Source organism: Streptomyces sp. NPDC047453 (assembly GCF_040643155.1).
In the GTDB taxonomy this organism is placed as follows: domain Bacteria; phylum Actinomycetota; class Actinomycetes; order Streptomycetales; family Streptomycetaceae; genus Streptomyces.
Genome location: NZ_JBEYTS010000036.1, coordinates 56836 through 77082, shown reverse-complemented (window position 1 = coordinate 77082; position 20247 = coordinate 56836). Strand labels below are relative to the sequence as shown.

The following is a 20247-nucleotide window of genomic DNA, read 5'->3' as shown; positions in this document are numbered from 1 at the left end:
GCCCGCGGCCTCGCGCCGGGCGCCCCGGCCCGCCCGCGGCCCGCCCGGGCCGACGTCATCCGTGGGAGGAACGCCCTGGAACCGAGGGCCCGGCGTCCAGATGAGCCGCGATGCGTGCGATCGTCCGGGCGTTGTCCTCGAACAGATGCGCCTGCATGCCCACCGCCCGGGCGGCCTCGACGTTGGCCGCCGCATCGTCGACGAAGAGACAGTTCCGCGGCGATACATCCAGGCTCTCGCATGCGGCCTCAAAGGCCCGCGCGTCGGGTTTGCCGACACCGATCTCGTGCGAGTAGACGATCTGCTCGACCAGTTCGTCGAAGCGGTACATCTCCGTCTCCCGCTCCCGGGCACCGACGAAACCGTTGCTCAGGATGCCGAGCCTGCATCGCCCGCGCAGCGCCCGTACGTAGGAGATGAGTTCCTCGTTCGGTGTCCCCAGGTACTCGTGCCAGAGGTCGGCCATGAAGGCTTCGACCTGGGACGCGTCGAGACGCAAGCGCGCTGCCACTTCCTCGCGCACCTCTCGTTCGCCGACGCCCCCGACGCTTCCGGCGGCCCACACGTCGCGCATCCGCTCTGTCACGGTACCCAGTGGCAACTCCAGCCGTTCTTCCCACCGTTGCGCCCATCCCGTGGCCGGCGTGCACTCCAGCACGCCGCCGATGTCGAGAATGACGCAGGTCGGGTTCACATGAACTCCCCCTGTTAGGGGGTCGGTTCGGTGATGTGCCAGGGGGCGTTGGGGTGGGTGGGGCGGGCGTTGGTGGTCAGGCGGAGGGCGTAGACCGGGGGGTCGGTGGTGTGGGGGACGGGGCCGAGGTAGTGGTGGCCGGTCATGTGGCACCAGGCGGGGAGGTCGAGCGGGGCGGCGGGGTCGGTGGCGATGACGTGTACGTGGGTGCCGGGGGCGGCGCCGTCGATGGCGGCGCGGAGTCTGAGCAGGAGGGTGACGCACAGGAGTCCGGTGCCGTCGACCGTGATGTCCGCCTCGCCGGCGGCGGCGGTCACCGGGTGCCTGCCGCGGAGGCGTTCGTCGCGTCGGTGACCGCAGCGGCGATCGCGGTCGCGGCTGCCGCGATCTCGTCCCGGGTGGTCCAGCGGCCGAGGGAGAGCCGGACGGCTTCCAGGGCCCGCACGGGATCGGTGCCCATGGCGGTGAGGACCGGCGAGGGAGTGTGGGTGCCGCTGTGGCACGCGGAGCCGGTGGAGGCTGCGATCCGGGGTGCGCCGTCCAGGACGCGGTGTCCCGGTACGCCGTCGATGCTGATGTTCAGCGTGTTCGGCAGCCGCTGTCCGGCGGGCCCGTTGAGCCGGACCCGTCCGGGCAGGGCGTCCACGAGTCGGTGGTGCAGTTCGTCGCGGAGGTCTCTGATCCGCTCGTGCGCACCGTCGGCCAGGTCGTCGGCGGCGAGGTGCGCGGCCGCGCCCAGGGCGACGGCGAGGGCGACGTTCTCGGTGCCGGCGCGCAGCCCGCGTTCCTGGCCGCCGCCGTGGACGACCGGCTCCAGTCGCACGCCGTCGCGCACGAACAGGGCGGCCGCACCCTTGGGCGCGTACATCTTGTGCCCGACGACGGTGAGCAGGTCGGCGCCCAACTCCCGTACGTCCAGCGGGATTTTCCCGGCGGCCTGAGCGGCGTCGCAGTGGAACAGCGCTCCGGCGCGGTGGGCGGCGTCGGCCAGTTCCCTCACCGGCTGGAGGGCGCCGGTCTCGTTGTTGGCGACCATGACCGAGACCAGCACGGTGTCCTCGTCGAGCGCGGCGGTGAGCGCGGCCGGGTCGACCAGGCCCTCGCGGTCGACGGGCAGCACCGTGATCCGTGCGTCGTGGAGGCGTTCGAGGGCCTGGCAGGTGGCGAGGATCGCGGGATGTTCGGTGGCCTGGGTGATGACGTGGGGGCGAGTCCGGGTGGCGGCCAGGGTGGCTCCGCGCAGGGCGAGCAGGTCGGCCTCGGAGCCGGAGGCGGTGAAGACGATCTCGCCCGGCCGGGCACCGATCAGCTCGGCGACCCGGGTGCGCGCCGCCGTGAGGGCCCGGCGGGGTTCGCTGCCGTAGGGGTGGGTGCTGGAGGGGTTGCCGAAGTGACCGGTCAGGTGGGGCAGCATCGCTTCCACGACGCGCGGGTCGACGGGTGTGGTGGCGTTGTAGTCGAGGTAGACCGGTCCGCCGGTCAGGCCCGGGTGCGGCGGCGGACGGTGGGTCATGCGCCGGCTCCCGCGTCCACGGGCAGCTCCGCCAGGCGCCATTCGAGCATGCCGTCGTTGAGGCGGATGGCTCGGCGTCCGTTCTCGGTGAGGAGGCGGACGGCGTCGTGGGCGAGGACGCAGTATTCGCCGCGGCAGTAGACGACGACCTCGGCGTCCTCGGGCAGCTCACCGACGCGGTCGGCCAGTTCCTCGACGGGGATGGAGACGGCGCCGGGAATGTGCCCGGCCCGGTACTCCTCGACCGGGCGCACGTCCAGGAGCACCACCTGCCCGGATTCCGCGCGGGTCCGCAACTCGTCCCGGGTGACCGTGCGGCCGCCACTGTCGCCGAGGTAGGCGTCGCGGGCGGCCGGAACGCCGGCCTGATGGGTCTCGGCGACCTTGCGCAGCAGGGCGAACAACTCGGCGACGTCGTCCCCGGCGAGCCGGTAGTGGATGCGTACGCCCTCACGCCGGGTGCTGACGAACCCGGCCTGCTTGAGGGTCTGGAGGTGCGCGGAGGCGGTCGTCAGGTTCAGTCCCGCCGCCTTCGCGAGCGCGTCGACCGTGCGCTCGCCCTGGGCGAGGAGGTCGAGCAGTTCCAGCCGCTTCCCGCTGGCCAGCGCCTTGCCGCTGGCCGCGAACGCGTCGTAGAGCCGCGCCTTCGTGGCCGTCTCCGCCATGATCTCCTCCCCTTCCTCCAAAATTCTATGGAATATGGTACCCGAGCTGCCGCCGGACAGCTGGGGGTCGTGGCGTTCGCCGCACGGGCGGCCGTGCCGTCCTCTTCACCGGTTCACCGGCTGTGGGCGGTGACGGCGATGGCCGGAAGGACGGATAGGGCGAGGACACCACCGGTCAGGGCGAGGACGGGATAGCCGGCGAGGTCGACGACGATGCCGGAGGCCAGTCCGCCGGTGGCGCCCGCGATGGCGATGGAGACGTCGACCATGCCCTGGGTCTTGGCGCGGGTCGCCAGCGGCACCGCGTCGGTGATGATCGCGGTCCCCGAGACCAGGCCGAAGTTCCAGCCGAGGCCGAGCAGCGCCAGGGCGAGCGCCAGCAGGGCGACGGAGTCGCCGGGGACGACGGCGGCGACCAGGCCCGCGGCGAGGAGGGTGACCCCGGAGGCGGCGGCGAGCGCGCTGCGGCCGTAGCGGTCGACGAGGCGGCCTGTCAGTGGCGAGGGCAGGTACATCGCGCCGACGTGGATGGCGATGACCAGGCCGGAGGCGGCGGTTCCGTGGCCGTGGTCGTGCATGTGGACCGGGGTCATGGTCATCACCGCGACCATGACGAGCTGGGTGAGGATCATGACCAGGGCCCCGAGCACGACGCCGCCGCGCGGCTTCGCCGGCGCCTCCTCGGCGGCCGGGCCGGCCTGCACCGGCCGCGCGGCGGGGGCCTGCTCCGCTTCGGCGAGGGTGCGGGCCAGCAGGAGGGGGTCGGGGCGCAGCCACAGGGCCAGGACGACGGCCGCCGCCGCGTACGCGGCCCCGGCGAGAAGGAAGGGCCCGGCCAGGCGGGGGATGCCGAGGGCGGCGGCGAGGTCGCCGGTGGGGGCGGCGAGGTTGGGGCCGACGACGCCGCCGAGGGTGGTGGCGACCAGGACGGTGGACACGGCGCGGGCACGGTGGGTGGGGGCGGCGAGGTCGGCTCCGGCGTAGCGGGCCTGGAGGTTGGTGGCGGTCCCGGCACCGTAGACGAACAGCGCGATGAACAGCAGGATGGGGCTGCCGAGGCCCGCGGCGGCGAGGACGCCGGCACTGCCGACCGCGCCGGTGAGGTATCCGGCGGCCAGGCCCGGGCGGCGGCCCCGGGCCTGGGATACACGGCCGACGCCTATCGCGGCGAGCGCGCTGCCCGCGGTGAACAGGGCGCTGGGCAGTCCGGCCAGACCCGTGGTGCCGAGCATGTCCTGGGCCAGCAGGGCTCCGACGGTGATGCCCGCCGCGAGCCCCGCCCCGCTGAGGACCTGGGAGGCGACGAGGACTTTCAGGATGCGGCGCTGCACGTCGGGGCCGGCGGCGAGAGTGGACGAAGCTGCGGTGCTCGTCACGGGTGGGGCTCCTTTCGGTGGCGGACAGTTCCCGCCACCCGGTGGGATGGGGTGCGGGCGGGGCGGCCAGGCGTGGTCAAGCCTCGAGTGCCTGGGCGCGGTCGGCCCATCAGGTCGGCGGGGTCCAGGCCGTCAACGGACCCCGGGCACGGTTCTCGGTCATGTTTCTCCTTGTGGCGGCGGACGGGACGGTCGCACGTCTCCACGGCAACCGCTCCGATCAGGCTTCATACCGCCCGGAGACGGATGTGCGCCCCTCAGCGAGGACCCCGACGGCACTCTTCCATAAATCCATGGAATATCGTAGGTGACGGCGGTGCGCGCAACCACATGCACTCCCCTCGCACCTCGTCCTGGACGGCCGCATCGGCCTGACCGTCCTCGACATTGGGCCCGCCGACCATGCCGCCGCCACCGGCGGGCACCTCACGCAAGGCACACAGGAGAGCGACCGATGACCACCCCTCCCACCGTCGAGGCTTCGGCGGCCCCCGCGCCGGTACGGCTGGGCCTGCGGGAGAACTGGCTTCAGTTCACCCTGCTCGTCGTCGTGAACACCTGTGTGGGCGGCCTGGTCGGGCTGGAGCGCACGACGGTGCCGCTCATCGGCACCGGGGTCTTCCATCTCACCAGCGACCTGGCCGTGTTGTCCTTCATCATCGCCTTCGGCATGACCAAGGCGTTCACGAACCTCGCCGCCGGGGCGCTCACCGCGCGATTCCGCCGCAAGCAACTGCTGGTGGCGGGCTGGCTCATCGGGATCCCCGTGCCCTTCGCCCTCGCCTGGGCACCCTCGTGGGGCTGGATCGTCGCCGCGAACATCCTGCTCGGCGTCAACCAGGGCCTGACCTGGTCGATGACCGTGAACATGAAGATCGACCTCGTGGGCCCCGCCCGCCGGGGCCTCGCCACCGGTCTGAACGAAGCCGCCGGGTACGCCGCCGTCGGCGCCACCGCCCTGCTCACCGGCTACCTCGCCACGTCCTACGGCCTGCGCCCCGCCCCCGAGCTGATCGGCGTCGTCTTCGTCGTGGCCGGCCTGGCCCTGTCCGTCGTCGTCCGCGACACCGCCGCGCATGTCGCCCTCGAACTCTCCCAGCACCCCGCGCTTGTGCCCGCGGAGCGGAACACCGGCCTCGCACAGGCTTTCGCCCGCACCTCCTGGCGCCACCGCTCCCTGCGCGGCGCCAGCCAGGCAGGCCTGATCAACAACCTCAACGACGGCCTCACCTGGGGCGTCTTCCCCCTGCTGTTCACCGACCACGGCCTCGGTCTCGCCGCCGTCGGCCTGATCAAGGGCCTGTATCCGCTGCTGTGGGGCTTCGGGCAGATCGCCACCGACCACTACGCCGACCGCGTCGGCCGCAAACCCCTCATCCTCACCGGCATGCTGGTCCAGGCCGCAGGCTTCGTTCTCGCCCTCGCCCTGATCCCGCGTCCCCGGCTCGCCGGCATCGTCTCCGCCGTCTTCCTCGGCCTCGGCACCGCCATGGTCTACCCCGCCCTGATCGCCTCCGTCTCCGACCACGCCCACCCCACCTGGCGGGCCAACGCGCTGGGGACCTACCGGTTCTGGCGCGACGTCGGCTACGCCGCCGGAGCCCTCGTCGCCGGTGTCCTCGCCGACGCCCTCGGCCTGAACGCCACCGTCATCGCGGCCGCGGCCCTCACCGCCGCCTCCGGCCTGCTCGCCGCCCGCTGGATCACCGACCGCCCCGCCCACTGACCCTCCGCACACCGCGTCCCGGAAAGGTACGCGTCCCGCCCAACCGCCTCCCCGGCAGCCGAAGCCGACGCCCGCATGGTTGAGTTGCGGGCATGAGCACCCTCGCGGCCCACGCCATCAGCACCAGGCGGCTCGACCTGCTGCCGCTGCACGTCGAGCACGCCGAGGAGATGGCCGCGGTGCTGTCCGATCCGGCCCTGCACACCTTCATCGGCGGCACGCCGGACACCCCGCGAGCCCTGCGCTCGCGTTACGAGCGCATGACGGCCGGCTCTCCCGATCCGGCCGTCTCCTGGCTGAACTGGGTGATCCGGCTCCGGGAGGAGTCCTGCCTGACGGGCACGGTCCAGGCGACGGTCGCCCCCTCCGACCACGGGACCGTCGCCGAGATCGCCTGGGTGGTGGGGACCCCGTGGCAGGGACGAGGCATCGCCGGCGAGGCCGCCCGGGCACTCGTCGACTGGCTTGGCCGCCGGCAGGTGCGGACCGTCGTCGCCCACATCCACCCCGCCCATCGGGCATCCGCTGCCGTCGCCACCGCGGCCGGACTCGCACCCACCGACGCATGGCACGAAGGCGAGCGCCGATGGTGCCTGAGCGTCAGCCGATGACTTCGGCACGCTGCGTCACGGGCTTCAGCGCACCAGTTCGTCGGCCAGGAGGTCCATCAGAAGGCCGTCGTGCCAGGTGCCGTCCGTGCCGCGCTCGTACTGCCGCATGATGCCTACGGGCCGGAATCCGGCCTTGGTGTAGCAGCGGATCGCCACGGTGTTGTCGGCCGCCGGGTCGATGACGAGGCGGTGGTAGCCGTGGGTGTCGACGAGATGACAGGCCAGGGTCCGTACGGCGTCGGTGCCCAGGCCCCTGCCATGCAGCGCGGGATCGAGGAAGATGTCGATGCCGGCGTGCCGGTAGTCCGGCTCCTGCTCGGCATGCCACTGGATCATGCCGATGGGCCGCTCCCGGAAGTCGACGGTCAGGCACCGGGTGTGAGGGTCCTCCAGATCGGCCGCGATGTCCGCCGCGAGGTCGTCCCCGCCCCTCCACCGTGCGCGTACTTCCGGTGTGGCCCGTATCTCGGCCAGGGCGGGGACGTCCTCGCGGGCCGTGGGTCGGAGGACGACAAAGGCGCCGCGCAGCTCGGTCATGACCGGAAACTTTACGGGAGTCGGCCACGCGCGGTGTGTTCGCATTCTCGCGGCGTCCCAAGGCCGATGTGCGGGCCGACAGTTGCGATCGCCGGCGCGAGCCCGCCCGTGATCGAGATGCGGGCTGCGGGGGGCGGTGCCAAGAATCGATCTGAGAGGCAGTGACGCCGACTACAGAAAGGCAGTCGATCATGCGAAGCAGGATCATGCGCGCTCTGACCGCCAGCGTCGCCGCAGGCATGCTCGCCAGCGGAGCAGCCGTGGCCTCTACAGGAACCGCCTTCGCGGTGCCGGCGAACGCCAAGGTGTCCGACAGCCACCACGCGTCCGCATCGGACCCCACCAAGACGCCGCGCCACAAGAGGTGCCCGAAGGGTAAGCACTACACGAAGGTCCACGGCAAGTGGGGCTGCCACAAGAAGTAGCCGCCGTGCCGGGCGCCGGGGACATTCGGCCGACATCCGTGCCGGCTGCGCCACTCCCCGGCGCCCGTCATCGCGCGCGGTTCCCGCCCTCGGAACGCACCTCCGCCCTGCCGGCCAACAGCCGTCAGGGCGGAGGATGTTGTGAACCCGGAATGAGGCGGGGCGTCAGACGGACACCGGGGCGGCCAGCTTCGGGTCGTCGTAGAGGCTCTCCGCGTGGTCGGCCGGGGAGGCCGAGGCGTTGTCGTACTTCGAGTGGTCCAGGATCTTCTCACGGGCCGAGACGAGCACCGGGACGAGCGCCTGACCCGCGACGTTGGTCGCCGTGCGCATCATGTCCAGGATCGGGTCGATGGCGAGGAGCAGGCCCACGCCCTCCATCGGCAGGCCGAGAGTGGACAGGGTGAGCGTCAGCATGACGGTCGCGCCCGTCAGACCGGCGGTGGCCGCCGAGCCGATCACCGAGACGAAGGCGATGAGCAGGTACTCCTTGATGCCGAGCTGCACATCGAAGATCTGCGCCACGAAAATCGCGGAGATGGCCGGGTAGATGGCCGCGCAGCCGTCCATCTTGGTCGTCGCGCCGAACGGCACGGCGAAGGAGGCGTAGTCCTTCGGGACGCCGAGGCGGATCGCCGACTGCTGGGTGACCGGCATGGTGCCGACCGAGGAGCGGGAGACGAACGCCAACTGGATGGCGGGCCAGGCGCCCTTGAAGAACTGGATCGGGTTCAGCTTCCCGACGAAGGCGAGCAGCAGCGGGTAGACGCCGAACAGGACCAGGGCGCAGCCGATGTAGATGTCGGCGGTGAAGGTCGCGTAGTTGCCGAGCAGGTTCCAGCCGTACTGCACGATGGCGCGGCCGATGAGGCCCGCGGAGCCGATCGGGGCGAGCAGGATCACCCACCAGAGGGCCTTCTGGAGCAGCTCCAGGATGGACTCGGAGAGCGTGAGGACCGGCTGGGCCTTCGGGCCGATCTTGAGGATCGCGATACCGGCGACGACCGCCATGAAGACGATCTGAAGCACGTTGAGCTCGGTGAACGGCGTGATGACGTCGGTCGGGATGATGCCGGTGAGGAAGTCGAGCCAGCTGCCGGCGTGGTCCGGCTTGCCGCCGTCGGCCGGGGTGAGGGCGGAGCCGGAACCCGGGTTGGAGACCAGCCCGATGACGAGGCCGATGACGACCGCGATCAACGAGGTGATCATGAACCAGAGGAGGGTGCGGCCGGCCAGGCGGGCCGCGTTGTTGACCTTCCGCAGGTTGGTGATCGACACCATGATCGCGAAGAAGACCAGCGGTGCCACGGCCAGCTTCAGAAGCTGCACGAAGATGCCGCCCACCTTGTCGAGGGTGGTGGCGAGCCACGACACGTCGTAGGTGCGGGCGACGAAGCCGAGGATCAGGCCGACGACGAGACCGAGCAGGACTTGGGCCCAGAAGGGGACGGGTATCCGGAAGCCGGAGTTCGCGGGCTTCGGATCAGCGGTGTTCGCGGACACGGACACACTCCAGTAGGGACGCGCGGAAAATGGGTTTGAGCGGGGACTTACAGGAGCGGCGCCCAGAAGAGACGTCAACAGCGCCGCCGCATCGATGAGTTCGCGGTCAGGCGCGACAAGCCGCGGACACGCAGCGGCAGAGATCGACATGCAGGCGCGCCACGAGCGGTACGCCCATGACGGCACGGCAGACGCCGTAGGAGGCGTCTGCGCGGTACGCGGCTGCTGTCTTCACGGTAAAACGTTAACACTTCTACTTTGAGAACCTCAAAGGGACCCTTTGGATCGAGGGTGCCCTTTTCCTGTCTTGCGGGGACCCCCTCCCTGCGGGGAGCCGGCTCCTGCAGGGATGCCCTCCTGCCGAAGCGCCGACATCCGGTCTGTTTCTGCGCCGCCGGGGCCCCGGCAACGGCCTCGAGAGGCCTGCGGATGTGACGCCACCCATAGGAGCCAGATCACGTCCTATGCCCGATCGTAGCGAGCATGTCGCCCCAAGCAGCAAAGAAAGCCTCACTGTGGAACATTTCGGGCATTTACTACGTAGTCGGGTAGTACGTCACATCATTGCGCCCCGTCCGGCCGACGGCTAAACATTGCTGTCGTTGCTCCGAGCCACGGGACGGACGGCCCGGCGAACTCCGCCGGCTCCTCCCGCTCCGGCCCGCGCAGCGCGGGGCCCGCCCCCACGCCGCCGCAATCGATTGCGGTGGCACCCCTGACGACGTCCCCCACTGGAGGGTTACTTCCGTATGACCACGGCCACTCGCACCAACCGCTTCGCCCGCCTGCGCACCCTCACCCTCACCGGCATCGCCACGACCGGCGCCGCTGCCGCCGCCCTGACCCTGATGCCGTCGCCCGCACAGGCTGCCGAAGCGACCCAGGTGCACGCCTCCTCCGTGGCCGCGGCCCGCTCCACCGACAGCCACACCGCCTACAGCGGCAAGACCGGCTACAGCAACAACCTCGACGGCTGGATCAAGCAGTCCCTGGCCATCATGAAGGCCAAGGGCATCCCCGGTAGCTACGAGGGCCTGCACCGCAACATCATGCGCGAGTCCGGGGGCAACCCCAACGCCCAGAACAACTGGGACGTCAACGCCCGCAAGGGCACGCCCTCCAAGGGCCTCCTCCAGGTCATCTCCCCCACGTTCAACGCCTACCACGTCGCCGGCACGGCCCACAGCCTCACCGACCCGGTGGCCAACATCACCGCGGCGGCCAACTACGCGGCCCACCGGTACGGTTCCATCGACAGGGTCAACTCCGCGTACTGATCCCGCCCACGCGGTACTGATCCAGCGCACGCACACGCGCACGACAGGGCCGGTGCCGGCAGCGACAACCGCTGCCGGCACCGGCCCTTTCCGTCGCTGGAGGCGTCGGCACCCTGCGTAGTCACCGAAGGGGCGGACAAATGCCCAATAAAGTACGGTGTGATGGTCGCGGCGAGCGCGGCTCGCCACGAGGAAACAGCCGCGAGACAGGCGGCTGTGGGGAGGCCACCGCACCCGTACAGGCCAGGAGACGAACTCATGACATCACGTGTCCGGCAGATCAGGAGCCGCCGTTCCACAGCCCTGCGCTGCGCGGCACCGCTGGTCACCCTGGCGCTGGCCGCCACCGGCTGCGGTGCGTCGGTCACGCCCGGACGAACAGGCGACTCGCCCCGCTCTCCCACCACCAGCGACGCACCCCCCGCCGCGGCGAGCACGCCCTCGCCGACACAGGCCGCCACCTGCACCGACCGCTACTTCTCCGGAATGACCACCGCTCAGCGGGTCGGGCAGCTCCTCATGGGCGGGATCTCCGCGGCCCACCCCGATCAGGCCCAGCTGCGCACCCTGCGCGACAACCACGTGGGCGCCATCATGCTGACCGGCCGCAGCACCGCCGGCACGGCGGCGACCAGGAAGACGGTCGACGGCTTCCGGGGCCAGGCGGACCAGGTCGGCGACCGCCGCGTCGGCCTGCTGATCTCCACCGACCAGGAGGGCGGCCAGGTACAGGTACTGAACGGCCCCGGCTTCTCGGCCATACCCAACGGCCTGACCCAGGGCAGCTGGCCGACCGCGACGCTGCGCAGCCAGGCCGCCGGATGGGCCAAGCAGCTGAAGGCCGCCGGGGTCGACCTCAACCTGGCGCCGGTCGCCGACGTGGTGCCGGCCGCCCTGGGCACCCGCAACATGCCCATCGGGTCCTTCAAGCGGGAGTACGGCCACACCCCGGAGACCGTGACCTCCCACTCCGGCGCCTTCGCCGCGGGCTTCGCGCAGTCGGGTGTGATGACCACGCTCAAGCACTTTCCCGGGCTGGGCCAGGTGATCGGCAACACCGACACCACGGCCAACGTGGTGGACTCGGTGACGACCGCGAGCAGCTCCAGCCTCGAGCCCTTCCGGGCCGGGATACGGTCCGGCTCCCCCTTCGTGATGGTCTCGTCGGCCACTTACACCAAGATCGACCCCAAGCACCTGGCGGCCTTCTCACCGACGGTCATCGGTCAGCTGCTGCGCGGCAAGCTCGGCTTCAAGGGCGTGGTGATCTCGGACGACATCGGGAACGCGGTCGCGGTGCGGTCCTTCAGCCCCGCCCAGCGTGCCGTGAACTTCATCGCGGCGGGCGGAAACATGATCCTCACGGTGCGGCCGAGCACCGTGCCCGCGATGACGCAGGCCATCGAGGCCCGGATGCGGCAGGACACGTCCTTCCGAGCCAAGGTCGACGACAGTGTGCGTCGGATCCTGGCCGCCAAGCAGTCCGCGGGACTGCTCGACTGCCACTGAGGGTCCTGCCTGCGAGTGCCACTGAGGTCCCGCCTGCGGTCAGGCGCTCGGAGTGCGCGATCAGGTGCTCAGGGTGCTCGGGGTGCTCGGGTCGGGGACTCGGGATACGCCTGAGATTCCTCAAGCAGCGGCTGCCATCGGGCGGCCGCTGCGGGCGAAGGCGTTCCAGAGCTGGACGAGCAGACGGATGACGAGCGCCTCGATCACGGCGACCGCCACCTGCGTGAGGAGCGAAGTCAACAGGTGTGGCACGGGGGTGCCGCCCTTCTTGTGCATGTTTGGGTCACTTACCTTTGTCCGGTACCGCGACGTCGCGCGAACCGACCGCAGGTGACCGTGGGTTTAACTTTCGGTTGCGCCTGGGAACGGGGGCGCGGGGTCAGCCGGCCGTGGTCGCGACCACGAGACCGAGACCGATCAGCACGACGCCCGTGGTCCGCCCCAGCATGCGGCGGGTCCCCGGCCTTTCGAGGACGAGCCCGGCCCTGGACAGCAGAAGAGCATAGCCGCCCAGCCAGGTGAGGCTCAGGGTGGCATGGAGGAGGACCAGCAGCGTCATGGCCCAGGCGGCGGGCAGCTGCGGCGGGGCCAGGGTGGGGAGCAGTCCGGAGTAGAAGACGGCGATCTTCGGATTGAGGGCGTTGCTGACCAGGCCGGTCCGCCACGGGCTCCCGACGGCGGGGGAGCCGGTGCCCTGGAGGGCGGTCCGCGAGGCGCTGCGGCGGTTCTGCCACAGCGCCTGCGCGCCCAGGAAGACCAGGTACCCGGCGCCGAGGAGCTTGACGACCAGGTAGGCCGTGGGTGAGGCGGCGAGCACGGCCGCGAGTCCGGCCACGCTCAGCGCGCCCCAGAGCAGCAGCCCGGTCACGATCCCGCCCACGGTGCGCAGCGCGTCCCCGGGCCCGGCCGCCAGGGCGCGCCGGGTGACCACCGCCATGTCCGGGCCGGGCGCGACGGTCAGCAGGCCGAGGACACCGAGCGCGGCCGCGAAGTGGGTCAGCACGCCGGTCTCCTCCTGATCGGACTGACAGGGGTGGGCAACACGGGGGTCCTTCCGGCAGGGCGCGTTCAGTGGTCGGCGACGGAGTGCGGGTTGGCGTCCCGGCCCTCGGTGCTCAGCAGCACGACCACCGAGGTCGCGTCGGTGCTGACGGCGTGGGCGAACGGTCGGGGCCGTCGACGGCCCCTTCGGCCGCCAGTTGCTCGTCGATCTCCGCGCAGAGGGTCGAGTAGCCCTCGACGATCCACCCGGGGATCCGTTCGTAGCCGGGCCAGGCGGTGTCCTGGACCAGGACCGCGTCCGGCGCGGCGGCCGCCTCGGCGGCCCGGCGCACGGCCTCGTCGTAGGACCCCGGGACCTCGGTCACCTCCGCCTTCTCGGCGGTTATGGCCGCCACGGCCTGCGGATGCACTCCCCGCGGCACGAAGACGTGGGCGTGCTGCCCGAGCAGGCGTGCCGTGCGGGCCACCGCCCGGCCGTGGTTGCCGTCGGTGGCGGTCACCAGCACGACCGGTCCCGCCTCCCCGCTGCTCGCGGCCCGCTCGGCAAGGGTCCGGTGGACCGCCCAGGTCGCGCCCAGCGCCTTGAACGCGGGCAGGCCCAAACGGCACGACTCGTCCTTGACGAAGACCCGACCGACGCCCGACTCGGATGCGAGTGAGGGGAGTTCGGTCAGTGGAGTGGGTGAGTAGCCGGGCAGCGCGGTATGGAAATCCCGCACCTCGGCGGGTGCGGGCCCACACCGCCAGGTGCGGGCCCGGGGTCGCACGGACCACGGCGGAGTACGGCGGCGGGAGGCGTTGTCAGACACACGTTCAGGGTCCGATGCCCTCCTATGATCGGTCCAGCGAATGTTTTCGACCTATAGTCGTCGGAGATACCGATGGTTCAGCGGGTCGCTCCGCGACGACGAGGAGGGCCTCCGGCGATGTTCGATCTGCACCGGCTGCGACTGCTGCGTGAGCTCAAGCACCGCGGCACCCTGGCCGCTGTCGCCGCCGCATTGTCCTACGCCCCCTCCTCCGTCTCCCAGCAACTCTCACAGCTGGAGGCCGAAGTCGGCGTTCCCTTGCTGGAACCGGCCGGCCGGCGGGTGCGGCTGACCGTGCAGGCCGAGATCCTCGTCGCCCACACCGAAGCGGTCCTCGAACGCCTGGAGCGCGCCGAGGCGGAGATCGCCACCTCGCTGTCCGATCTGACCGGAACCCTGCGCATCGCCTCGTTCCAGACGGCCGCCCTGGCTCTGGTCCCCACCGCGCTCGGCCTGTTGCGCGACCTCCACCCGCAACTGCGCGTCCACGTCACGCACGTGGGGCCCGAAAGGGCCCTACCCGCCCTGCTGGCCCGAGACTTCGACCTGGTCCTCGCCGAGGAATACCCGGGCAACCCCAATCCGCGGTCTTCCGAACTCGAACAGGAGGACCTGCTCGACGACCCTCTGCACCTCGCACTGCCCGAACCGGCCGACAGCCCGGACACCGACAGTCCCATGGCGGCGCTGCGCTCGCTCCATGGGCACCCCTGGGTGATGGAACCCGAAGGCACGGCCGCACGGCACTGGGCCATGACCCTGTGCCGCAACGCCGGCTTCGAACCCGACGTACGGTTCGAGACCACCGACCTGCTGCTCCACCTCCGCCTCGTCGAGCAGAAGCACGCGGCCGCCTTCCTTCCCGACCTGGTCTGGTACGGGCACTCCCCTACGGTCGCTCTGCGGCAGCTCCCCCGCGGTCAGCGCGCGCGCCGCATCTCCACCGTCGTACGCCGCGGCCGCAGCCGTCACCCCGCCGTCCTCGCGTGCCGCGACGCCCTCCTGCGTGCGGTCGCCCTCCACTCCGGCCGGGCATAGGGCGGCACAGCGCTCGAACTCATTTCGAGAGGGGCTGCGCGAAGCCGTCGACCTCGATGACGGCCCTGGTGAAATCGAGGCGTGCTTCCTGCGGCACGTTGTAGTCGGCCTTCAGGGTTTTGTGCGCGTACTTCCCGGAGAACCATTTGTTGACCCGGCCGGGTGGACTCTCCGTCGCCGTCGGTCTGGTTCCCGACGTCCTCCCGGGCCGAACGGCACCCGGCCGCGTCAGTCCTCCGCGTCGGGCGTCTCGACAGGCGTCAGTGTCACGATGCCGTCGTCCGCGACCGACCAGCCGGGGTTGTGGCACACCTCCCAGCGGTGGCCGTCGGGGTCGGCGAAGTAGCCGTGGTAGCCGCCGAACGCCGCGCGTTGCGGTTCCTTGAGGACCGTCGCCCCCGCCGCACGGGCCCGCTCCACGGCCGCGTCCACGTCGGCGGGCGAATCGAGGTTCTGCGCGAGGGTGAAGGGGGTGCCGGCCACTGCCGCCTGCCCGGTGTCGGCGCCCAGGTCGGCCAGGGAGAAGAGCCCCAGGGCCAGCCCCCAGCCGACCTGGTAGAAGACGATCTCGTCCAGATCGAGCAGAGGCGTCCAGCCCAGGCCTTCGCTGTAGAACCGGCGGCTGACTGCCAAGTCCTCCACGCCCAAGGTCACCAGGTTCAACTGCTGCTTCATCAATCACCCCATACGCCGCGTGAATTGCCGTCCGGGCGCAACGCTATCGCCCGCGACGGGGCGACCCGGTACAGGGCGCGACGGCCCGTTGGTTGCCCCTTTGGCCGGAACCGATGCGTGAACTCCCGGCAGCACTGATCGTGTTGTGCCACGTTGGGGGTAGATGTCGGCTTGATGGAGTACGTACGGGTCGGGAGGTGCGCGTGAACGGGCAGGCGGCGTCGCTGTGGGACTTGAGCAACGGGCAGGGCGTGCGGCAGCTGTCCGAGCTGGGGCTGGCGCTGCTGTTGTCGAGCCTGATCGGCTGGGAGCGGGAGGCCAAGCAGAAGAGCGCGGGCCTGCGGACGCACACGCTGGTCGGTATCTCCAGCGCCTTGATGATGGAGGTCTCGCAGCACGGGTTCACCAATGTCCTGGGGCTGGAGAACGTCTCGTTCGACCCGTCCCGGGTGGCGGCGCAGCTCGTCTCGGGCATCGGGTTCATCGGCGGCGGACTGATCTTCGTGCGCCGGGACGCGGTACGGGGCCTGACCACCGCGGCGACGGTCTGGCTGACCTGTGCGGTCGGCATGGCCTGCGGTCGGCATGGCCTGCGGTGGCGGACTGCCCATCCTCGCGACGGCGACCACCATCGTGCACTTCCTGGTCGTCCGCGGATATCCGCTCCTGTTGTCCACCCGCCTGATGCCCGGCACGTCCACCACCATCTTCGAGGCGCGTCTGGCCTACCGTACGGGCACGGCGCGGCTGCCGCGCCTGATGCAGGTCTGCACACGTCGGGGCTTCCGCATCCTCCAGGTCAGAGTCGAGCGGCTGCCCGGCCGCGCCGACGACGCCGCGAAGGTGCTGCTGGAGCTGGAAGGCACCGAGGATCCCGCGCAACTGGCGTCCGAGCTCTTCCAGGACGACGGGGTGATCGACGTGGAGATGACGACGGGCGACGAGGAATAGGCGGGTACCCGCGCCCCGTCCGCGCCCCGTCCGCGCCCCCACCGTGACCGGGCGGGTACGGGATTCCGTCACACCCGGCATCGCAGGCAGGCGCGGACCTCACGGCCGCCGCGTGTGTGGTGGACCTCGGTCGACTCCGCGAGGTAGCGGACGATGCCGGTGCCGCGGCCGTGTTCGTCCGGGGCCGTCTCGCGGTGGTGGTGCTCCACGGCGGTTCCGGAGTCGCTGACGACGATGTGCAGGGTGCCGTGGTCGAGGAGGAGCAGCAGCGTCATGTGCTCGCGGCCGTACTGGGCGGCGTTCGCGGCGAGTTCGTCGACGATGAGGACGGCGGAGTCCCGCTCGCTCCGGGGGACGCGCCAGCAGTCCAGCAGATCCGCCGCGAAGTGGCGGGCGGCCGAGACGTGCGCCTCCTGGGCGGGGAGAGTGAGCATGGCCTGGTGACGGCAGTGCGAGAGCAGTAGTGGGCTCGGACAGGCGGGATCGGTCACAAACATGGTCTTGTGGCTCTTCTGTGGGGTGCGGAGGCCGGAATCCGAGGGGTGGCCCGGGAATCGGATGGAATCGCTTCGGCGATACCCGAGTTGGTCCCTCATCCAGTTGCACGGAGAGCGGGTACCACGCGGTTCGGGACTGATTGCATCTTTTGCCATATTTCTGCGGGTGCGGGCTGTCGCGCGCCTACGCTCGCATCGTGACCAGCTTCTGACCGTCGCCCGTGACGATCTCGAAGTGCTGGATGGCTCCCGGTGAGAGCGGGACCGCTCCTGGAATCGTGGTGCCCGGAGGGTACTGGCCCGCCCGCCAGGTGGCGGCGTCCGCCCTGGCCCCGCCGGGCCCGATCGCCTGCAACCGGCAGATGACGCCCGCGGGCGCCCCTCCGGCGGAGACCTGGAGGACACTGCCCCACGCCGAGGGCGAGACCTTCACCGAGGCGGTGACACCGGTGACGGGGTCGCGTCCGGAGAAGGTGCGTGACGGCGCCTGCGCGGTCGGTCCGGGCGGCGTCGCCTCACTGACCACGGATCCGCTGACCGCGAGCCATGTGCCGCCGATCGACGCCGCGATGAGCGCCAGGGAGGCGGCGGCTCCGGCCCACTGGAGCCGCCAGGTCCTGCGGCGCCTGGCCGCGGCCTGGTGGAGCATCCGGTCGAGGAGGCTCGCTCCGGCCGCCTGAGGGGCGGCAGGCACGTCGGAGCGTGCCGGAGGAGCGTCCGACGCGGTCTCGGCTGCCCGCCGCACCAGCCGGTCGGCGAGGTCCCCGCCGACGGCGGGCATCCCCCGACCCGCGACTTCGGCTTCGACGTCGGCGGCAGCAGCTCCGGCTTCGGCTTCGGTGACCGTCGCGAGCAGGGCCGGCAGTCCCGCCAGCTCCGCGTGCTCGTGCCGGCACTCGTCGCACGCCGCGAGGTGGGCCCGCACCTCCTCGCTCTCCGCCGGGGACAGCGTGCCCAGGACGTATCCGCCCAGCGCCAGCCGGAGGGCGTCGTGGTCCGCGCTCATGGTCGACACCTCCTCCACGCCGCCGTCATGGCTCGATCCCCCGCTCCCGCAGCGCGAGCCTGAGGGCGTGCAGGGCGTAGTAGGTCCGCGACTTCACGGTGCCCAGCGGGATGCCCAGGACATCCGCGGCTTCCGCCATGGTCCGGCCCCGGTAGTACGTCTCCAGCAGTACGGCGCGGTGGTCCGGGGACAGCGTCCGCAGGGCGTCGGCCACGGCCCAGCTCTGCAGTGCCTGCTCGATCTGGTCCTCGCCCCGTGTGTGCTCGGCGGCCTGCTCCAGGGCCTCGCCGTCCACCTCGGGCGGCCTGGCCTTGCGGGCGCGGTGGCCGTCGATGACCACGTGCCGGGCGACCGTGCACAGCCATGCGCGCGCCGGACCGCGAGCCGGTTCGAACGCGGCGGGGTGCTGCCACGCGCGCAGCAGCGTCTCCTGCACGACGTCCTCGGCCCACTGCCGGTCTCCTGAGGTCAGTCGCAGCGCGTAGTGGAACAGGGGGCCCGCATGCTCGGCGTACAGGGTGCGGAGCAGTTCCTCGTCCGTGGTCGAAGCGGTCCCCATACCAGGGACACGGTGTGCGGAGCGATCCGGATCGGCCGTTGGACCACGTTTTCGGTGAGTCCATGGCATATGCCGATCATCGCGCAGATACTCCCTTTTGTCGTGTCGCACCCAGCAGGCCGCCGCCGGCCACGAAGAAGTGGCGCAGCCGGCCGAAACCGGCACCCTGCTGCTCCTCGCCGCCTGACAGGCTACGGCTACGGGGTTCCGCGGCCACCTGCGGCCACGGCCGGGGACAGGTCGTTGACGACCGCGTCGCGGGTGGCGACGGGCTTGAGTCCGTAGCTGCGTTCGACGGTGGCGATGATGGAGGTGGTGTCGTAGACGGTGTGGTCGACGGCCGAGCGCGGCAGCGAGCGGGAGATGATCAGTGCGGGGACGCGGGTGCCCGGGCCCCAGGCGTCATGGGCGCCGCGCGTGGGCGAGCCCGGTCCGGGGGGCGGCAGATGGTCCCACTGGCCGCCGAACTCGTCGTAGGTGACGACCACGAGCGTGTTGCCGGCCTGCGGGCCCTCCGTCACCGCCTTGAGCAGGTCGACGAGGTGGTCGCTGCCGTCCGCCTCGCTGGCGTAGCCGGGGTGCTCGTTCTCGGCGCCGTAGGGCTTGACGAAGCTGACGGCCGGCAGCGTGCCGGTCCTGGCCGCGCGCAGGAACTCCGTCTCGTCGCGCAGGTGGCCGCGGCCCGGGGTGCCGGGGGCGTAGTCGGCGAAGTAGGCGAACGGCTGGTGGTGGTACTGGAAGAGTGGTCCGGGGTGCCCGGCCTCCGCGTCGTGCCAGCCCCCGGAGTACCAGTTCCAGGAGATGCCGGCGGCGGTGAGCCGGTCGCCGATGTTGGGGTACTTCGCGTCGTCGATCAGCGGGATCCGGGGGCCGCTGCCGTGCGGTGCGCTGGACGGCTGCACCGTGTTGACGGCCAGGTTGCCGCAGGCGTGCGCGTAGTCGGCCGGGTCGCCGTCCGGGCAGGCGGTGGTCAGGGCGCCGTCCGCCACCGGGCCGGTCGCCTTGTACAGCGGGTAGGAGGCGGGCATGCCGTTGCCGTCGAGGACCGTGTTCTTCGCGCCGGACGCTCCGGCGCTGGTGTCCTGCGGCGCCCGCGCGGCGATCAGGTACTGGTGGTTGAGGAAGGAGCCGCCGAACGCGCCCTGGAAGAAGTGGTCGGCCAGGACGTAGCGCGGGGCGCCGGGGGTGTGCAGGTAGCGGTGGACCGGCAGTGACGTGGTGTCGTAGTGGCCCATCGTGAGGCCGACCGCGTCGGAGGCGGTGACGTAGCGGTCCTGCCGGCCGCCGTCGATGGCGTACCGGTTCTGGTAGAAGCGGTGCACCAGGTCCCGGGTGCAGCCGCCGGGCAGGGCACCCGGGGAGTCCTTGACCACCCCGTCGTCCGCACGGACTCCGGGCGCGGGGCAGGTGTGGTCCTGCGGCCCGATGTGGTCGTCGACGGTGAACGGCCCGTTGGCGAACGCGCTCGCCTCGACCCCGTGGGCGGCGTCGCGGCAGGTCGACGGCAGGGGTGGGCTGGTCAGGTTCACGTCGTTCTGGCGCAGGCAGCGATACGGCGTGCCGTCCTGGGCGCGTTGTGTGCGCTGCCGGGCGGTGGCCTGGGCCAGGCCCTCGACCTGCCGGCCGCCGACCGGCCCCCAACTGCCGTAGAGGTTGTCGAAGGAGTGGTTCTCCTCGTAGATCACCACCAGGTGCTTGTAGCCGCCGGGCAGCGTGTGCGGCGCGGCCTGCCGCGCCGGTGCGGCACACGAGACCGCCGAGGGCATCAGGGCCAGGACCAGGGCCGCCGTCGTACCGGCCGCGGCAGCGGACAGCCGGCGTCCGGCGGGCGGCCGGGGTCGAGTGCTGCGTCCCATGTGGCTCTCTCCAGCGGT

General features: G+C 71.4%; 21 protein-coding genes and 2 pseudogenes. 7 read left to right on the top strand and 16 right to left on the bottom strand.

Annotation, left to right across the window (positions count from 1 at the left end):
- Nucleotides 1-55: 55 nt before the first annotated feature.
- The 5 genes from ABZ818_RS27050 to ABZ818_RS27030 all read right to left on the bottom strand — a co-directional run bounded on the left by ABZ818_RS27050 (nucleotide 56) and on the right by ABZ818_RS27030 (nucleotide 4248).
- A complete protein-coding gene (locus tag ABZ818_RS27050) occupies nucleotides 56-694 on the bottom strand; it encodes an HAD-IA family hydrolase (protein ID WP_361419760.1) in 639 nt (212 codons plus the stop codon).
- Nucleotides 695-708: 14 nt separating this feature from the next.
- Complete coding sequence (locus ABZ818_RS27045; RefSeq protein ID WP_361419757.1) at nucleotides 709-1011, bottom strand: sulfurtransferase TusA family protein; 303 nt, start codon at nucleotides 1009-1011, stop codon at nucleotides 709-711.
- On the bottom strand, nucleotides 1008-2207 hold the full coding sequence (locus tag ABZ818_RS27040; RefSeq protein ID WP_361419754.1) for a cysteine desulfurase family protein: 1200 nt from the start codon (nucleotides 2205-2207) through the stop codon (nucleotides 1008-1010). The genes ABZ818_RS27045 and ABZ818_RS27040 overlap by 4 nt, the downstream gene beginning before the upstream one ends.
- A complete protein-coding gene (locus ABZ818_RS27035) occupies nucleotides 2204-2872 on the bottom strand; it encodes a metalloregulator ArsR/SmtB family transcription factor (RefSeq protein ID WP_361419751.1) in 669 nt (222 codons plus the stop codon). The genes ABZ818_RS27040 and ABZ818_RS27035 overlap by 4 nt, the downstream gene beginning before the upstream one ends.
- 113 nt (nucleotides 2873-2985) lie before the next feature.
- Nucleotides 2986-4248 carry an MFS transporter gene (locus ABZ818_RS27030; protein ID WP_361419748.1) on the bottom strand — a complete coding sequence of 421 codons (1263 nt, stop codon included), beginning with the start codon at nucleotides 4246-4248 and terminating at the stop codon, nucleotides 2986-2988.
- Nucleotides 4249-4702: 454 nt separating this feature from the next.
- On the opposite strand from ABZ818_RS27030, the gene ABZ818_RS27025 reads away from it, so the two are divergent.
- Complete coding sequence (locus tag ABZ818_RS27025) at nucleotides 4703-5974, top strand: MFS transporter (protein ID WP_361419745.1); 1272 nt, start codon at nucleotides 4703-4705, stop codon at nucleotides 5972-5974.
- A 92-nt stretch (nucleotides 5975-6066) separates the two neighbouring features.
- Entirely contained in the window at nucleotides 6067-6585 is a 519-nt protein-coding gene (locus tag ABZ818_RS27020; protein ID WP_361419742.1) for a GNAT family N-acetyltransferase, read from the top strand.
- A gap of 24 nt (nucleotides 6586-6609) precedes the next feature.
- Here ABZ818_RS27020 and ABZ818_RS27015 read toward each other — a convergent pair whose 3' ends face one another.
- Nucleotides 6610-7122 carry a GNAT family protein gene (locus ABZ818_RS27015; RefSeq protein WP_361419739.1) on the bottom strand — a complete coding sequence of 171 codons (513 nt, stop codon included), beginning with the start codon at nucleotides 7120-7122 and terminating at the stop codon, nucleotides 6610-6612.
- Nucleotides 7123-7313: 191 nt separating this feature from the next.
- Here ABZ818_RS27015 and ABZ818_RS27010 point away from each other — a divergent pair, with 191 nt between their 5' ends.
- Complete coding sequence (locus ABZ818_RS27010; protein ID WP_361419736.1) at nucleotides 7314-7547, top strand: hypothetical protein; 234 nt, start codon at nucleotides 7314-7316, stop codon at nucleotides 7545-7547.
- A 165-nt stretch (nucleotides 7548-7712) separates the two neighbouring features.
- Here the strand turns inward: ABZ818_RS27010 and ABZ818_RS27005 are convergent, their stop codons facing one another.
- The gene (locus ABZ818_RS27005) at nucleotides 7713-9050 is read right to left on the bottom strand and encodes a dicarboxylate/amino acid:cation symporter (protein WP_361419733.1); all 1338 of its coding nucleotides are present in this window, start codon (nucleotides 9048-9050) and stop codon (nucleotides 7713-7715) included.
- Nucleotides 9051-9156: 106 nt separating this feature from the next.
- Nucleotides 9157-9285, bottom strand: coding sequence for a hypothetical protein (locus tag ABZ818_RS27000; RefSeq protein ID WP_361419730.1), 129 nt, complete (start codon nucleotides 9283-9285; stop codon nucleotides 9157-9159).
- Nucleotides 9286-9799: 514 nt separating this feature from the next.
- Between ABZ818_RS27000 and ABZ818_RS26995 the strand changes: the two genes are divergently transcribed.
- The gene (locus ABZ818_RS26995; protein ID WP_361419727.1) at nucleotides 9800-10327 is read left to right on the top strand and encodes a transglycosylase SLT domain-containing protein; all 528 of its coding nucleotides are present in this window, start codon (nucleotides 9800-9802) and stop codon (nucleotides 10325-10327) included.
- A gap of 258 nt (nucleotides 10328-10585) precedes the next feature.
- Nucleotides 10586-11836, top strand: coding sequence for a glycoside hydrolase family 3 N-terminal domain-containing protein (locus ABZ818_RS26990; RefSeq protein ID WP_361419724.1), 1251 nt, complete (start codon nucleotides 10586-10588; stop codon nucleotides 11834-11836).
- Nucleotides 11837-11956: 120 nt separating this feature from the next.
- Here the strand turns inward: ABZ818_RS26990 and ABZ818_RS26985 are convergent, their stop codons facing one another.
- The 3 genes and pseudogenes from ABZ818_RS26985 to ABZ818_RS26975 form a co-directional block, all read right to left on the bottom strand.
- The gene (locus tag ABZ818_RS26985; RefSeq protein WP_361419721.1) at nucleotides 11957-12112 is read right to left on the bottom strand and encodes a hypothetical protein; all 156 of its coding nucleotides are present in this window, start codon (nucleotides 12110-12112) and stop codon (nucleotides 11957-11959) included.
- Nucleotides 12113-12215: 103 nt separating this feature from the next.
- The gene (locus tag ABZ818_RS26980) at nucleotides 12216-12839 is read right to left on the bottom strand and encodes a LysE family translocator (protein ID WP_361419719.1); all 624 of its coding nucleotides are present in this window, start codon (nucleotides 12837-12839) and stop codon (nucleotides 12216-12218) included.
- Between the two features lie 163 nt (nucleotides 12840-13002).
- Nucleotides 13003-13557, bottom strand: a pseudogene (locus ABZ818_RS26975) (pyridoxal-phosphate dependent enzyme); the annotation flags it as partial.
- A 207-nt stretch (nucleotides 13558-13764) separates the two neighbouring features.
- Between ABZ818_RS26975 and ABZ818_RS26970 the strand changes: the two are divergent.
- Nucleotides 13765-14685, top strand: coding sequence for a LysR substrate-binding domain-containing protein (locus ABZ818_RS26970; protein ID WP_361419716.1), 921 nt, complete (start codon nucleotides 13765-13767; stop codon nucleotides 14683-14685).
- Nucleotides 14686-14913: 228 nt separating this feature from the next.
- Here ABZ818_RS26970 and ABZ818_RS26965 read toward each other — a convergent pair whose 3' ends face one another.
- Complete coding sequence (locus ABZ818_RS26965; protein ID WP_361419713.1) at nucleotides 14914-15360, bottom strand: VOC family protein; 447 nt, start codon at nucleotides 15358-15360, stop codon at nucleotides 14914-14916.
- A gap of 203 nt (nucleotides 15361-15563) precedes the next feature.
- On the opposite strand from ABZ818_RS26965, the pseudogene ABZ818_RS26960 reads away from it, so the two are divergent.
- Nucleotides 15564-16311, top strand: a pseudogene (locus ABZ818_RS26960) (MgtC/SapB family protein).
- Nucleotides 16312-16379: 68 nt separating this feature from the next.
- On the opposite strand, the gene ABZ818_RS26955 reads toward ABZ818_RS26960, so the two are convergent.
- The 4 genes from ABZ818_RS26955 to ABZ818_RS26940 form a co-directional block, all read right to left on the bottom strand.
- The gene (locus tag ABZ818_RS26955) at nucleotides 16380-16745 is read right to left on the bottom strand and encodes an ATP-binding protein (protein ID WP_361419710.1); all 366 of its coding nucleotides are present in this window, start codon (nucleotides 16743-16745) and stop codon (nucleotides 16380-16382) included.
- 247 nt (nucleotides 16746-16992) lie between these two features.
- Nucleotides 16993-17814: a zf-HC2 domain-containing protein gene (locus ABZ818_RS26950; RefSeq protein ID WP_361419707.1), complete on the bottom strand. Its 822-nt coding sequence runs from the start codon at nucleotides 17812-17814 to the stop codon at nucleotides 16993-16995.
- Nucleotides 17815-17839: 25 nt separating this feature from the next.
- Nucleotides 17840-18373 carry a sigma-70 family RNA polymerase sigma factor gene (locus ABZ818_RS26945; RefSeq protein WP_361419704.1) on the bottom strand — a complete coding sequence of 178 codons (534 nt, stop codon included), beginning with the start codon at nucleotides 18371-18373 and terminating at the stop codon, nucleotides 17840-17842.
- A gap of 197 nt (nucleotides 18374-18570) precedes the next feature.
- Nucleotides 18571-20229, bottom strand: a complete 1659-nt coding sequence (locus ABZ818_RS26940) for an alkaline phosphatase family protein (protein WP_361419701.1) — start codon at nucleotides 20227-20229, stop codon at nucleotides 18571-18573.
- Nucleotides 20230-20247: the final 18 nt, after the last annotated feature.